This is a genomic window from Verrucomicrobiia bacterium (assembly GCA_035946615.1).
In the GTDB taxonomy this organism is placed as follows: Bacteria; Verrucomicrobiota; Verrucomicrobiia; order Limisphaerales; family UBA8199; genus DASYZB01.
The window spans coordinates 83,626-98,868 of the sequence record DASYZB010000116.1 but is presented as its reverse complement, the minus strand read 5'-3'; the positions used below and the strand labels follow the sequence as shown (position 1 = coordinate 98,868).

The window sequence follows — 15,243 nt, the reverse complement described above, 5'->3', positions numbered from 1 at the left end:
TCATCCTCCGACTTCAGCGCGGGCTTCGGCCGCAAGCGCGGTGCTTAAATACCGTTCCCCGGTCGAGCACGCTACCGTCACGATCATCTTGCCCTTATTCGCCGGACGCCTCGCCACTTCCAGCGCAGCCCAAACGTTGGCGCCCGAAGAGATACCTGCAAGAATTCCTTCCTCTTTGGCCAGCCGGCGCGCCATCGCAAACGCATCATCGTTGGTGACCTGAATGCACTCGACAATCTGCGGATGGCCCTTGGAGTCTTTCAAATGCAGGTTCTTTGGAATAAACCCGCCACCAAGTCCTTGAATCTTATGCGGACCGGGCTTGAGTGGCTGACCGGCCAATGTCTGTGAAATCACAGGCGAATCTTTCGGTTCGACGGCGATGGCCTCAAACGATGGCTTCCGCCCTTTGATGACCTCCACGCAGCCCGTAATCGTTCCCCCCGTGCCCACGCCCGAAAGTAGAATATCCACCCTGCCATCTGTATCGGCCCAGATTTCCTCAGCGGTGGTCTTTTGGTGAATCGCCGGATTGGCCGGGTTGTCGAACTGCTGCGGAATCCAGGAGTTAGGTGTTTCTTTAGCCAACTGCTCCGCTTTTGTAATAGCGCCCTTCATGCCGTCGGCGCCCTGAGTGAGCACCAGCCTGGCGCCCAGCATCGCAAGAAGCGTGCGCCGCTCCAACGACATCGTATCGGGCATGGTCAGGATAAGCCTGTAACCTTTGGCGGCAGCCACAAACGCAAGGGCAATGCCGGTATTGCCGCTGGTGGCCTCAATAATCACCGAATCCCTTTTCAGGACCCCACGCTGTTCAGCATCCTGAATCATCGACATCCCAATGCGATCCTTGACGCTGCCGAGCGGGTTGAAAAACTCGCACTTCAAGAGCACCTCCGCTCCGATGCCGGCGGCAACTTTATTCAATCGGACAAGCGGGGTCCGACCCACGGTTTCTACGATGTCGTTATAGATATGTGCCATAAATTGACTCGGTTTGTTGCGCAGTGCCTCCGCTCGAACCTAATCGCCACGGCGGCTTCGCTATTCCAAAAGAAACTCAGCCGGCATAAGCCAAGACGAGATATTATATCGCGACACGATAGATGTCAAGGAGGGTGCGATAACAGCGATAACAGTGGACGGTCAGTGGACGGTGTTGGATGTTGGATGTTGCTTTTGCCTTGACAGTCACTGCCCGTTGGCGTTAAGGTTGCCTCACCCATGGTGAAAGATGCTCGAAAAGTCGCCCCGGCGCAGGCGCGGTCATATCGCTTTTCTCGTTCAGCGGGGCGAACGGCGCTCAACCTTTTGCGGGGCTTGTCCAGGGCAAGGATGGCAAGCTTTACGGCGCTACTGCCTATGGAGGAGCAGCCGACCATGGAACCGTGTTCGCGATGGATATGCTCCTGCCTTAGTCACGGCCGAATGCACGGCCGCTTGCGCCCATTTGGGCGCTGGCCGGAGCAGTCAAGCAGGTGAAACCATCGCAGCAATTGTCGAAATTGCATTGCCTTCCAGCCGGTTGTTAACGAAGATAAAAGTCCTGCGCTTCGGCCCAGCCGCCTTTCCCTCCGCGATCAAAGTCCGACCTGCCGCCCGTGCCTCTGGGTTCTCCTCCTTGATGCTGTCGTAAGGCTTGAACGCCTTCACCGCCTCCTCGTACTTGCGACCCGGCTTGAGCAGGAATCTGGCTGCGACAAGCTCGGGGTTGGTTTGGCTCCCTGGCAACGCCATCTGTTCGCTGACAGGAGGCATCGAGTCCCACGAGTTGAAAACGTGCGCAACCCGGTGTCGGGCGAGGCACTCGAAATACTCCGGTCTGAGCCAGTTCCGGTTCCTCATCTCCACGCCATAGGGCCAACCTTTTGGAAGCTGGCCCAAAAACTTATCCAGGTCGGCGAGGAACTCTCGGCCATGCTTATAGTCGGTCGGCCAGAAGCGCGAAAACTCGAACATGAGCAGTCCGATGCCTGAGCGGACGGTTTCGCAAGGCTTCAAAAACGCCTTCACGAAAAGGTCTGCGTTCAGGAAGTTTGCGTTGGGTTTCCCGGCTTGCTGCCCAAAACGGTCCAGGTTGGGGAACTTCTTTATCGTGATGGCGTCGGTGACCTTTAAGCCAAACACGAAGTCATCCGGCGTCTGGTTAACCATACCTTCGAGATACTGCTGGCTGGGGAAGGTGTAATAGGCGGCATCGACGCAGACCGTCTTGAAGACCTCGGCGTATTCGGACAGGCAATCTCGTTTGAACCTGGTTTCGGCAAATTTTCCCCGGTATTCGTATCGGGCGCGGTCGTAAAGCATCCCGCACCAGCCGGTGTACTTCCAGGAAGACGTGCCGATGTACACGCCTTGAGCCGCCAGTGAGGCAGCTTGGCCGGCCAGTTCTTGCTGGGTGAGGTTCACGTCGTTTTATTTAGGCCAGTTGAACGGCGATGGCAACGAGATCGAAATCCAAGTTCCAATGAGGTCTCTGGAGGCAATGCCTGGCGTTTTGTCCTCAGCACGTGAAAGGACGAATGTTGTTGGAACCATGTGGGGAACACTCCTTGCCACTTGCGGAGCGACGCTTGCACGGCGGACCATCCCCACGCGTGTGGGGAACACGGCGCCGCGCTCTCCGTCCCCGGCCCCGTCATCTGGACCATCCCCACGCGTGTGGGCCGCACCAGGGAGGCTCTGTGGTGGTAAGAAGTGGTGGGAAATGGCTGAGAATTCGCCCCCCCCCGCGTGGACTCGTTCGTGAGCGATTTGCTTTGTTCTAACGCAACCAGTGGGAGGCTGGCAGGGAAAGGAATTCTTCCAAGGGGATTCCCTGTCCGCCCACCTGCAGTTGGCGGTGGGGCTTAAATTGTCGGCTAAAGGCTTCCATGCCGGGGAACACCTCGCGCCGGCCCCCGCTTTTGACCTCAATGGACACGGTTGTCTTGCCCTGCTGCAAGACGAAATCCACTTCTTGGTTTCGTTCACGCCAGTAGGTCACTTGGATGTTGCTACCATAGCTGGAATTAATCAAATGCGCGCCGACGCAGGATTCAACCAGCCGCCCCCAGTGGTCGCCGTCCAGCCTGGCTTCTTTGAATGAGCGGTAATCTTGGACGCTCATCAACGCGGTGTTCCTTACCAGCAATTTGGGACTGGAACTGCGCTGGCGGACCTGGCCGTGAGCGTACTTGGAAAGTCCGGCGAGCATCCCTGCGCCTCGCAGCAGTTCGAGGTAATGCGCGAGGGTGGTCGTGTTCCCAGCGTCCATCAATTGGCCCAGCATCTTCTGATAGGAGAGAATCTGGCCGGAATAGGCGCAACCGAGTTGAAACAAGCGGCGCAACAGCGCCGGCTTGTCCACCCGCGTCAGGAGGAGGATGTCACGTGAAATGGTGGTTTCGATCAACGAGTCCAGGATGTAACGCCGCCATCGCTCTGGCTGCTCAATCAACTCGGCAGCGCCGGGATATGCCCCATAAAAAACATATTCCTCGAGTTTCCAGCCGAACGCCTCTTGCATCTCGTTGAACGACCAGTGCGGAGCAGCGATGATTTCGAACCGTCCCGCCAGACTTTCAGTCAGTCCGCTTTGAATGAGCAATGGCGATGAGCCAAGCAACACCACTTTGAGAGGAACACACGAATGGGTGTCCGCGTCCCAAAGCAACTTCACGGCCTGCGACCAATCCGCAACCTTTTGAATTTCGTCCAAAACCAGCAATGCGCCGGCTTTGCTCTCGCCGGCTTTGAGCCGCGCAATGTCCCATTGCTGCTCAAGCCAAGTACGGTCGCGCAAGCTCGGTTCATCGGCGGATGCATAGTGGCCTGGAAGTTTGGACGCGGCCATGACCTGCCGGACAAGCGTGGTCTTGCCGACCTGGCGCGGCCCTGCCAGCACCTGCATGAAGCGGCGCTTTTCTTTAAGCCGCTTTACCAATTCGCCGTGGAGGTCCTGGCGTATCACAATTTACTCAATACACTGAGTATTTTTACTCAACAAGATGACTGAAAACAAGAGCAATTTTGAAAAACTGCGATCTCTAAAGGGGCATCGGGAAGGAGGGAAGGTTTACTGCACTTTTACTGCACAGCTTCGTAAGTCATTGATTATCATTGGAGCGGGTGAAGGGAATCGAACCCTCATCTCAGGCTTGGGAAGCCCGCATTCTACCACTGAACCACACCCGCCTGGGTCGACGATTTACTTAGCAGATTGAATGCCGGGGTGCAAGAGACAAAAATTCCTCAAATTCTTCAAGGGCGGCCAGCCGACACGTTGATCAGAGGCTTCTTACGTCGTCTCCTACACTCAGGAATGGCGGCTTGTTGCTTCGGCTTTGTCATTGCTTCCGCGTCAATTCGCAATTTGAGACGCCTCAATTTGAGATTTGCAAAGCGCGCTGTGCGGGTTCAATATCCCTTTCACATATCTCGCATTATGAAAACGCCGTCCAGTACCCTCACCACCCGTCGCGATTTTCTAAAAACATCCGCCATCGTCGGCGGGGCATTGGCCGCGCCGGCCATGCTGCCGGGGCCGCTCTTTGGTCAAACCAAGGACACCCTCAGGATCGGGCTGATTGGGTGCGGCGGACGGGGCACCGGTGCGGCGAACCAGGCGCTGCATGCGGATGAGAATGTGGCCCTGGTCGCCATGGCCGATGCCTTTGAAGACCAGCTTCAGAAGAGCCTCAAAAGCCTTCAGGAGCAGTGCGGGGAAAAGGTGAAGGTAACCCCGGAAAAGAGTTTTGTGGGCCTGGACGCCTATCAAAAGCTCATCGACAGCGGCGTGGATGTGGTCTTGCTGGCCACACCGCCGGGGTTCCGTCCGACGCATTTGAAGGCCGCCATCGACGCGGGCAAGCACGTCTTTTGCGAAAAACCGATGGCCACCGATGCGGTGGGCGTGCGCTCGGTAATGGAGTCGGTCAAAGCTGCCCAAAAGAAGAAGCTTTCATTGGTGGCGGGCTTTTGCTGGCGGTACGATACTCCGCGCCGGGAGTTTTACAAACGCATTCACGAGGGCGCCATTGGGGATGTCCGCGCAATCTATGCCACGTACTATGCCGGGCGCGTCAGGCCGATGCCCCCCGCCAGCGAACGGCCTTCGGGCATGGGCGACCTGGAATGGCAGTTGCGCAACTGGTATAATTTCGTGTGGCTTTCGGGAGACGGCTACGTCGAGCAGGCCTGTCACAGCGTTGATAAAGTGGCGTGGGCGCTCAAGGACGAACCGCCTATCAAAGCGGTGGCTGTCGGCGGGCGCCAAACGCCCAACAACCAGGGGAATATCTTCGATCACATGTTTGTGGTTTATGAATTCCCCAATGATGTTCGCGGTTTTGTCGGTCAGCGCCAGATCGGCGATACCTACTCCGATAATTCGGACTACCTCATGGGGGCTGATGGAATTGGCCATTCGGGCTGGCAGGCCCCGACCATCAAGGGCAAAGAGAAGTGGCGTTATCATGACACCGGGCCCAAGGTCGATATGTATCAGATCGAGCACAACGAATTGTTCGCCAGCATTCGCAACGGCAAACCCATCAATGACGGCCACCGGATGGCACAAAGCACTCTGATGGGGTTGATGGGCCGGATGGCCGCTTACACCGGCCAGGAAGTGACCTGGGAAGAGGCCCTGAATTCGCAGGAAAAGATCGTTCCCGACAACCCGGATTGGAAAATGAACCTGGATATTGCCCCGATGGCGATGCCGGGCGTAACGAAGCTGGTTTGAATCAATCCGCAAAAGCAAAGGGCCTCTTATGAACCGGCGCGCTTTTCTAAATACCAGCGCCCAGGCGGTGGCCCTGGCTGCGGTTTCGCCAACCCTGCTCTCAGCGCAGCCGCAGGAAAACCAACCCGCTAAGCGCCCGATCCACAAGGCGATTATGTGGGGCACGCTCGGCGTGAAGGGCAGTGTCCTCGAGAAGATGCAGGCGGTGAAGACGGCCGGCTACGAAGGCGCTGAGATGAACAGCCACATGGACCAGGAAGAGGTGCTCCGAGCGCGAGACGCCACGGGCCTGGTCATTCCCAGCGTGTGCGGTGTTTATCATTGGTCCAAGCCCCTGTCGCATCCGGACCCCAAAGTGCGCGCCGAAGGGGTGGCAGCGCTCCAGCAGACCTTGCGGGATGCGAAGCGTTACGGCGCCACCTCTGTGTTGCTGGTGCCGGCGGTGGTGAATAAGCAAGTCAGCTACGGCGATGCCTATACCCGTTCCCAGGCTGAGATTCGCAAGGCGCTTCCGTTGGCGGAGGAATTGGGCGTCAAGATAGCGTGCGAAAACGTTTGGAACCAGTTTTTGCTCAGCCCCCTCGAGGCAGCCCGTTACGTTGATGAATTCAATAGTCCTGCGATAGGCTGGCATTTCGATGTGGGCAACGTCATCAATTACGGCTGGCCCGAGCAGTGGATTCGCATTCTGGGCAAGCGGATTCAGAAGCTCCATATTAAAGAGTTCAGCCGCAAGAGGCGGGACAACGAAGGCCTTTGGAAGGGTTTCGACGTTAAGCTGCTTGAGGGCGATGACGATTGGCCGGCGGTGATGAAGGCCCTGGACGATATCGGCTACCACGGCTGGGCCATGACCGAGCAACCGGGCGGGGACACTCCAGAGGGCCTGCGGGATTTGGTCCAACGGTTTGATCGAATCTTAAGTAGCTGAGGCCTTCCAGTTACTGGGAGGACGGTGGAATGGACTACAAAAGAGGGAGCCCTCTCCACGGCTCCTTCCCGCCCCCCGCGAAGAGTAGAGGGAGAGTTCCGGCTGAAAGGGCCCCCTGGGATTTACCCCATTTGATTGGGCGAGCGAATCGACCTAGCCTGTTTGCCAGGAATAACAAAGCGCCTTTGCTTCATGAGCGCGGCAATTCGAAAGAAGCTCCTAACGGCAGTGGTAACGCTGGCCCTCTGCGGTGCGTGGGCAAAAGATGTACCCGAGAGAAGAAATAGCGGGCAACCGCCGGATTTGGTTCAATCTGATGCCGCCACCCAAACCACCCGGTCTTCCACTGGCTCCGACAATCAGGCGAGCAATCCCTCTGACGCAACAAAAGGCGAATCCGATACAACCCTCAGCGCTCCTGCCAGCCACCCGCTGCCGGCCAGGATTTACTTGCCGCATGAACTGGCGGAAATCGTCCGATTGACCAAGGCCGGAATCGGCAACCAAGTCATCCTGGCTTATATTCAAAGAAAGCCCGAGTCATTTCCGATCACGGCAGAACAAATCGTCACCTTGCGCGACGTGGGCGTGTCGCAACCCGTTTTGACAGCTTTAATCCAGCATCGGCCCATTACTCCAGCCGCGCCATCAGGGCCACAATGGGCCAATAGAGGCCCGGCTTATTTCTCGGGCACGAACATACCTCCACCGGGGACTTATGTAGCGGGGCCGCCGCCCGGGGCGCCGATGATGAGCCCTGAGGATTTCTATAATGGCCTGGCGCCTTATGGCCAATGGTACGAGGTTCCAAGCTATGGCTGGTGCTGGCAGCCGTTCGTCGCAACGAATCCAGGCTGGCAGCCCTATTGTGATGATGGCCGATGGCGTTGGTCGGATTGCGGCTGGTACTGGCAATCGGGCTATCCCTGGGGCGGGGGTCCGTTTCATTATGGACGTTGGTGGCGCGACCCCGGGTATGGTTGGCTATGGCAGCCGGGCAGCACGTGGGCTCCGGCCTGGGTGTGCTGGCGGGATAATTCCCAATACTGCGGTTGGGCGCCCTTGCCCCCCGACTCGGGTTTCAACGAGCACAGTGGGTTTACTTTCCATGGCGCGCCAGTCGGGCCTGACAATGGATTCGGGCTGAGCGCATCGGACTTCACCTTCGTCGATTTTGATCATTTCCTCGATGGGAACGTGAGGGAACACCGCGTCGAACCGTCGCGCTCTGAAAATCTCGTGGCGGCGACCACGGTTGGAAATCATTTCCGAATAGATTCGAAGCATCGCCTGGTCGATAGAGGAATCGGCCTGCAACGCGTTCAACAACACACGCCCTACCCCATTCCCCAAGTGGCCGTGGTCGATCAGCCGGACACTTCCATGGCATTTGCGCAAAGTGGCTCATTTGAGGACCACGGCGCTCAAGTGGCTTCTGCGGGCGCAGGCCCCTGGCTGCCGGCAGGTTTCCAGGCGCCCAACTCTTTTGGGGCGGCGTTTGGGTCGGTGGGCAGCAGCCCATCTGAATTCTCGATGGGGGCATTTACACCCGTAGGTGAGCCGATTTCCTCCGGAACGTTTGAAGGCGCCCCATCCCAATCCTTCCCAAGGCGCGGCTCGCAAAGTGATGCCTCCATGTCGGGGCTTGGGTTCGGCATCTTGGGCGGGACTTTCTCAAGGCAACTGGGGCATGGTGTACTGGGTGGCCTGCCGCCTGCCCCTATTAACGGGCCCTGGGCGCCCGTGGGGGCGAGTTTTGCCCCTGCGGCGGGGATGCCGGCCTGGGGCGTACCTGGCGTTCCTTCGGTTCCAAATAACGGGAAGTACCCCTGGCTCCCGGTTGGGGCACAACCTGCCTCAGGAAATGGAGCGCCCTGGGGACCCGTTGGGGTCTCTGCTCCAGCCAATAATGGCGGCAACCCGTGGCTGCCGGTTGGGGCTTCCCCCGCTTCCGGAACTGCTCCCCCTTGGGGCGTTGCCGGAGTCAGGCCCGGTATGAACGGAGGTTTGAACCCTTATATGCCGGTAGAACAATCCCCGTTTAACTCTCGCGCGCCGTTTGGGTTCGCGCCAACAGTCCCCTTGAACCGATTTGCTGGTTCCTTCCAAAGCCCGGGCTTCGCATTTTTACCCGGCGCCCCGTTTCTTCCCGGAGGCCCTTTCCTGCCGAACTTGCCGAACTATGCGGCGGCGGGGATTTGGCCTTCTCTGCGTAGCTGGCCCCTGGCGCCGAGTTGGCCACTGGCCCGAAGCTGGCCGACCGTCGCTACGACATGGCCTCTGGCCCCGAGTTGGCCCACCGCCTCCATCTTCCCGCATCGGGGTTTCGGCGGCCGTGGAGGACGAATGGGCGGGGGCGGCGCTCATGCCGTGGGCGGTGGTGGAGGCGGACATGGCAGCGGCGGCGGGCGCCGGTGATCAAGGCATCACTTGCCCGGTGGCTTTTTAAAATATTGGAACAGCTCGTCTCCGGTGGAAAGAACCATTGTCGTGTCGTTGGTTGCGATTTTCTTGTACGTTTCCAGCGTCTGGAGAAAGGTGTAGAAGGCCAGCGCCTCGGGAGATTTGTTGTAAGCCTGGGCGTAGATTTCTGTTGCCTTGGCGTCGGCTTCGCCCTTGATCTGTTGCACCATCTTGTAAGCCACAGAGTTTAGTTCGGCCAGGTCTCTGTCGCGGTTGCCCAGGATTTTTGCCGCCTCACCGTCACCTTCCGAACGGTAGCGCGTGGCGATCTGTTCCCGTTCGCTGATCATTCGATCATTAATCTTGGTGCTGACGCTTGGGTCATAGTTGATTCGCATGATTCGCACATCCACCAATTGAATCCCCAGATCCTTCAGCTTCGCAGCGGCTTTATCGATGATTTGCTTCTCGACGAATGTTCGCCCGCGACGAATCGGCGGCAGTTGATTGGCGACAATTCCTGTCTGGTTGTTGGTCGCTGAGCCGGTATCGAAAGTGTCCAATTCCGCTTTCCGCGTTCTATCAGTGCGGACGATTTCGATGAGGTCGTTCTCGGCGACTGCGTTGCGAATCTCGCTCCCCACAATGTCGTCCATGCGCGAGAGCGCGCTGCGCGTGTCCCGGGTTCGCGTAAAGAAGGCCATGGGTTCGGAGATGCGCCAGCGACCAAAGCTGTTCACGGTAATGTAGAGCTTGTCGCGAGTGGGCATTTCCACGGCTTGGCCATCCCATTCCTGCATTCGAACGTCGAGCCGATTGACATCCTGGATGAACGGCAGCTTGAAATGCAGCCCGGCGTTGGTGATGGTTTGGCCTGTGGGCTTTCCGAATTGAGTGAGGATCGCGGTCTCATTTTCTGCGACGTTGAAGGCGCAGAGCTTGGCTGCGATGAGGGCCAGCAGCAATAGCAGCGGCCCCGAGAGGGATTTGAGCAGGCTTTTCATGGAGTGATCTTTCGTTGCGCGCGTTTTAGTTGGCGGCTGGGGCCTGGGCAGCCACCGCGGCGGTTGTTGGTTTGGGCAGCCCTTGCAGCGGCAGCAAAGGGACCAGGCGGTTCACATCCGAATCGATGATGAACTTTTGCCCCATTCGCGGCAGTATTTCACCCATCGTTTCCAGGTACAGCCGTTTCTGGGTCACCTCGGGCGCTTTGAGATATTGGGTGAGCTGGGCATTGAAGTAATCCGCATCGCCGGCAGCTTCGTTGATGCGTTTGGCGGCGTAACCCTGTGCCACAGAGATCAAGCGCGCCGCCTCCCCACGAGCCTTGGGAATTTCCTTGTTGTACTCCCCGGATGCCTGGTTGATGGCCTTTTGCTTTTCCTGCTGCGCGTTATTCACATCGTTGAAGGAGGCCTGTACCATTTTCGGTGGATCGATATTTTTGAGCTGAACCAGGTCAATGGAGATTCCCAAATCGTATTGCGTCACAAGCGGCTTGAGCCGTGTGAGCGCTTCGGTCTCGATTCCTTGCCTGCCAAAGGTAATGACTTCATCGATGGTGCGGTCGCCAATGACTTCGCGCATGACGGCCTCACTGGCCGCTCGGAGGGTATCCTCCGGGTCCTGGACTCCGAACAAATATTGTTTTGGGCCGGTAATCCTGTATTGGATGGCCCACTGCACCTCGGCCTCATTCAGGTCCCCCGTCACCATCGCACGGGTGTGTTCCGCGTCCGGGTCAGACTGTTTGGGATTGGTTGCCCCTTCGGTGCTGAACCCGAATTCCAGCTTCAGTTGACGCCGCACGGGCACCACCGTTGCTTTGTCCGCCCAGAACGGCAACCGAAGGTGCAGGCCCGGTCCTTGGGTGGATTGATACTCGCCGAAGCGTTGCACTACGGCCTCCGAATCCGCCGGGACCGTGTAAAAGCTGGTCGCGATGGCGGCCGTTGCCAGCAACCCCCAGAAAACGTATCCTGCTACCTTCCCCAGGCCGCCCAGAGAATTCAGTAATTCCTCCTTGTGGAGTTCGAAATCGGTTTGACTTTTCATGCCCGCCATTATGACAGGTCATGGGCCGTTCGGCTTCTACAATTTTTCAGCGCGGCGCATCAAACAGCGCCCGAGGCGGCGCGCCGCCGACTCATTATCATTGAACAACCCCCCTCCTTTTCTATAATTGGCGTCGATTCGCCCCCAAGCCGGGCGCCCCTCGGCCTTGGAACATTAAACCCGGCGATTGCCAAAGTAATTACTTTTATGACCGCTAAATCAACTGCCGCCAAACCTGCCAAAAAGAATACCTCCGCTGGCCGATGGATTTCCTACCGTCCGGAACTCCAGGTCCTGGACTGCACCATTCGTGATGGAGGGCTGATGAACAATCATCATTTCGATGATGCGGTGGTCAGAGCGGTTTATACGGCCTGCGCCGAGGCAGGGATCGATTACATGGAGATGGGCTACAAGGCCTCGCGCAAGGTCCTCGTTCCAGGAGAATACGGCTGCTGGAAATACTGCACCGAGGAGGACCTGCGCCGTATTGTAGGGGACAATCCCAGTTCCCTGAAGCTCTCGGTGATGGCCGACGCTGAGCGCACCGATTATCACCAGGACATCCTGCCCAAAAAGGAGAGCGTCCTGGACCTGATCCGCGTGGCCACTTATATCAACCAAATCCCCAGCGCCCTGGAGATAGTCAAAGACGCCCACGACAAGGGCTATGAGACGACGTTGAATCTGATGGCCGTCTCGACTGTGCCGGAGTATGAGCTCAACGAGGGCCTGGAATTACTGGCGCGGTCTGAAGCGAAGGCCATTTACGTGGTGGACAGTTTCGGCACGCTTTACAGCGAGCAGGTGGAGTTTCTCACCCGTAAATATTTGAGTTACTGCAAGGTGGCCGGAAAAGAAGTAGGCATGCACGCCCATAACAACCTGCAACTGGCTTTCGCCAACACTATCGAGGCCATCGTTCTCGGCGCCAATATGCTCGACGCGACGATCGCCGGTCTCGGGCGAGGGGCGGGCAATTGCCCGATGGAATTGCTAATTGGTTTCCTGCACAACCCCAAGTATAACCTGCTGCCCATCCTGAGTTGCGCTCAAAATGTTATCGAGCCGATGCGCGCAAAATTGATGTGGGGCTTCGACTTGCCTTACATGCTCACCGGCTTTCTCAACGAGCACCCCCGCGCCGCCATCAAGTTCAAAGAGGCTAAAACGCCCGGCGATATCGTCGATTTTTACAAGCTGATCTGGGATTGAACCTCGACAGGGACTTGTCCTGCCCCATGCGCGCATTGATCAAACACGTCCTGGCAGCGACTCAGCCGCAGGAGAATCTCACCGTGAAAGGATGGGTTCGGACGAGGCGTGACTCGAAAGGTTTTTCCTTCCTGGAACTCAATGATGGTTCATGCCTGGCGAACCTTCAAGTGGTCGTGGATGGCGGCACTCCCGGCGCGGAGCGTCTCCTGCACTTCACCACGGGCGCTTCGGCGGTCATTGAAGGCGCGCTCGTTTCCTCGCCGGCCGCTGGACAAAAATGGGAGCTGCGCGCCAATCGCATCGAGCTGGTCGGCACGGCGGACCCTGCCTATCCTCTGCAAAAAAAGGGACACACACCCGAATTCCTCCGGTCAATCGCCCACCTGCGCCCGCGCTCGAACCTGTTTGGCGCTGTGTTTCGCACCCGCAGCCGGCTCGCCTTCGCCGTTCACCAGTTTTTCCAGGAGCGCGATTTTATTTATGTCCATACCCCGGTCATCACGGCCAGTGATTGCGAGGGCGCCGGTGAGATGTTCCGCGTGACCACCCTCAAAGGGAACATTGATGAAAAGCCCGAAGCCGATTTCTTTGGCAAACGCGCTTACCTCACCGTGAGCGGCCAGCTTGAAGGAGAGACCTTTGCGTGCGCGCTTTCCAACATCTACACCTTCGGCCCAACATTTCGAGCCGAGAATTCAAATACCGCCCGGCACGCCGCCGAATTCTGGATGATCGAGCCGGAGATGGCTTTTTGCGATCTACAGGGAGACATGGGCCTTGGAGAGGAGTTCATTAAGGCCATGGCGCGCTACGCCCTCGAGCAGTGCGCCGAAGACCTGGCCCTCTTCGGAAAGTTCATCGACAAAGGCTTGAACGAGCGCCTGAAATTTGTGGTCGAGCGTCCGTTTGTTCGCGTGCCGTATGCCGAGGCCATCGAAATCCTCAAGAAATCAGGAAAACGATTCGAGTTCCCCGTCGAGCACGGCACGAATCTCCAATCCGACCACGAACGTTTTTTGACCGAGGAGCATTTCAAATCGCCCGTCACGGTTTTCAATTACCCGCGCGAGATCAAGCCCTTCTACATGCGCCTGAACGACGATGCCCGGACCGTGACTGCAATGGATGTTCTGGTGCCGGGCATTGGCGAGGTCATCGGCGGAGCCCAGCGCGAGGAGCGCCTCGATCAACTCCTCGAAAACATGAAATCGCACAAGCTCAATCCCCAGGATTATTGGTGGTATCTGGATTTGCGCAAGTTCGGTTCGGTCCCCCATGCCGGTTTCGGGCTCGGGTTTGAAAGGCTTTTGATGTTTTTGACGGGTGTCCCCAACATTCGCGATGTCATCCCTTTTGCGCGGACGCCGGGCAATGCCGACTTTTAGAGCAGAACAGGACGGCGCATTCCAGGACGAACAGAAATAGTATCGAATACACCTGAAAGGGAAAATCCAGGCGCGCATGAGCCAGGCAGCCGGCCAATGCCAGTCCAATCAGCAGCCCCAATAGGCCTGCGCCTGGGGCAAAGCAGCGTAATCCTATCGCAACGAGCGCTAGAACTATCAAAACGCTCCCCACCCAGCCGAACGTGATGCGCATCTCCAGCCAGTCGTTGTGCAATTGCCGAGGCCAAAACAACTCCGCTGGCCGCGCGTAGAGCTGAGAGACCGTTTCGAACGTCCCTGGACCGGTGCCGAACACCGGGTAGTCGCGGGTCATGGGCCGGGCTGCCTCCCAGAGCGCCTTCCGCGCCGCAAAGTCACCTCGGACCCGCTCGAGCCGTGGACCCAGGGCCTTCCATCCCAGCCCTAACCCAACCAGCGGCACGACCACCACAAAGAAACAGAGCCAGGCAGTTGTATCTTTCGCGAGCCCGCCCACACCGGGCGCCCTCCGGCGCGACCCTCGCCGGACATTGCAGGCCCCACAGCGACCTAGCTGAAAGCGCCCTCCGAGAAAATATCCCGCCACTGAAAGCGCGCTTACCCCGAGCATCCCCAGCGTGACAGCCGCCCCGGCCCGGCTGGACGAAACCAGAGGGGCGGCAGCCATCACGGCGGTACAGAGCAAAAGCGCCTGCCGGCCTGGGCTTTGCCGCCCTGTGTTCCGGCTAATTGTCCACCAAAATCCAACGCACATCGGCCAGAGCAGGTTGAAGTACTGCGCCGCATTTGCGCGATACGCGTATGCCCCGAACTGAGTTTCAGCAGTCTGATGAATTCGAGGTAAAACAAGAAAGAGCAGTTTAGGCGATTTTTCCATTCGCTGAACGATAGCCTCGATACTGAGCAATGCGCCGTTCAAGGCCAACAGCCACAATAATCGCCGCAGCCGCTCCGGCAAGAAGCCAGCAGGTGGCGAGTGGTTTAACGCTGCGCCGGTCTTTTGCCATTGGGCGCGTTCCTCGCTGTTGGATTTGCCTTGAAGCCAATCCCGGATGCTCCAGAAAGAGCAAGCCAGGCCCAGATATGTCCAGAATGCGAACCAGGTGCCGCCGCTATCGAGGCTGTGCGGGAGCCACATCCAGCAGTCATGGTATTCGAATGACAATGTATCATTGCGAAACGTCGCGCGTGCATTCAACGCGCTGGCCAGGCAGAAGCCCAGCAGCGCGAGGGTCAGCAGCCCGAGGCAAAACGTGAGGACGGTCCGGTGCTCGCTCTGGCGGCCTGTTTCCGCAGCAGTCCATCGCGGCGGTCGATAGGCTGTCCTTTGCCGGATACTCAGCTTTGTCAGCAGAAGCATCCCCAAGCAGTATCCCGCGAAGTTCATCGTCCAAATGGACCATGCTTGTGTCGTTCCGAAAGCCCAGGGACTGAACACGACCATCAGATAGATCAACCCTTCGGTTAGATAATCGCAAAGGCGGTAGAGTTCGATCTCTACGCCCCGAACAAGCCCGGACGTC

At 58.0% G+C, this 15,243-nt stretch carries 11 protein-coding genes and 1 tRNA gene; 5 read left to right on the top strand and 7 right to left on the bottom strand.

Annotation, left to right across the window (positions count from 1 at the left end; all coding sequences use genetic code 11):
- From cysK to VG146_17425, 4 genes are all read right to left on the bottom strand, one after another.
- Window positions 1-984 carry a cysteine synthase A gene (gene cysK, locus VG146_17440; protein HEV2394139.1) on the bottom strand — a complete coding sequence of 328 codons (984 nt, stop codon included), beginning with the start codon at window positions 982-984 and terminating at the stop codon, window positions 1-3.
- 486 nt (window positions 985-1,470) lie between these two features.
- Window positions 1,471-2,409 (bottom strand): DUF72 domain-containing protein, encoded by a 939-nt coding sequence (locus VG146_17435; protein HEV2394138.1) that lies wholly within the window; start codon window positions 2,407-2,409, stop codon window positions 1,471-1,473.
- Between the two features lie 355 nt (window positions 2,410-2,764).
- Window positions 2,765-3,952: an ATP-binding protein gene (locus tag VG146_17430; protein HEV2394137.1), complete on the bottom strand. Its 1,188-nt coding sequence runs from the start codon at window positions 3,950-3,952 to the stop codon at window positions 2,765-2,767.
- Window positions 3,953-4,102: 150 nt separating this feature from the next.
- Window positions 4,103-4,176, bottom strand: a tRNA-Gly gene (locus VG146_17425).
- A 250-nt stretch (window positions 4,177-4,426) separates the two neighbouring features.
- Here VG146_17425 and VG146_17420 point away from each other — a divergent pair.
- From VG146_17420 to VG146_17410, 3 genes are all read left to right on the top strand, one after another.
- The gene (locus VG146_17420; GenBank protein ID HEV2394136.1) at window positions 4,427-5,728 is read left to right on the top strand and encodes a Gfo/Idh/MocA family oxidoreductase; all 1,302 of its coding nucleotides are present in this window, start codon (window positions 4,427-4,429) and stop codon (window positions 5,726-5,728) included.
- A gap of 28 nt (window positions 5,729-5,756) precedes the next feature.
- Window positions 5,757-6,659 (top strand): sugar phosphate isomerase/epimerase family protein, encoded by a 903-nt coding sequence (locus tag VG146_17415; protein ID HEV2394135.1) that lies wholly within the window; start codon window positions 5,757-5,759, stop codon window positions 6,657-6,659.
- A 192-nt stretch (window positions 6,660-6,851) separates the two neighbouring features.
- The gene (locus VG146_17410) at window positions 6,852-9,077 is read left to right on the top strand and encodes a DUF6600 domain-containing protein (protein ID HEV2394134.1); all 2,226 of its coding nucleotides are present in this window, start codon (window positions 6,852-6,854) and stop codon (window positions 9,075-9,077) included.
- A gap of 8 nt (window positions 9,078-9,085) precedes the next feature.
- Here the strand turns inward: VG146_17410 and hflC are convergent, their stop codons facing one another.
- Both hflC and hflK read right to left on the bottom strand, forming a co-directional pair.
- Window positions 9,086-10,066, bottom strand: coding sequence for a protease modulator HflC (hflC, locus tag VG146_17405; protein ID HEV2394133.1), 981 nt, complete (start codon window positions 10,064-10,066; stop codon window positions 9,086-9,088).
- 25 nt (window positions 10,067-10,091) lie between these two features.
- Entirely contained in the window at window positions 10,092-11,117 is a 1,026-nt protein-coding gene (hflK, locus tag VG146_17400) for an FtsH protease activity modulator HflK (GenBank protein HEV2394132.1), read from the bottom strand.
- A gap of 207 nt (window positions 11,118-11,324) precedes the next feature.
- Between hflK and VG146_17395 the strand changes: the two genes are divergently transcribed.
- Together VG146_17395 and asnS are read left to right on the top strand one after the other, a co-directional pair.
- The gene (locus VG146_17395; GenBank protein ID HEV2394131.1) at window positions 11,325-12,332 is read left to right on the top strand and encodes an aldolase catalytic domain-containing protein; all 1,008 of its coding nucleotides are present in this window, start codon (window positions 11,325-11,327) and stop codon (window positions 12,330-12,332) included.
- A gap of 26 nt (window positions 12,333-12,358) precedes the next feature.
- Window positions 12,359-13,720, top strand: coding sequence for an asparagine--tRNA ligase (gene asnS / locus VG146_17390; protein HEV2394130.1), 1,362 nt, complete (start codon window positions 12,359-12,361; stop codon window positions 13,718-13,720).
- On the opposite strand, the gene VG146_17385 is transcribed toward asnS, so the two are convergent.
- Window positions 13,680-15,107, bottom strand: coding sequence for an O-antigen ligase family protein (locus tag VG146_17385; protein HEV2394129.1), 1,428 nt, complete (start codon window positions 15,105-15,107; stop codon window positions 13,680-13,682). The two genes, asnS and VG146_17385, sit on opposite strands and share 41 nt — an antisense overlap.
- Window positions 15,108-15,243 lie beyond the last annotated feature (136 nt).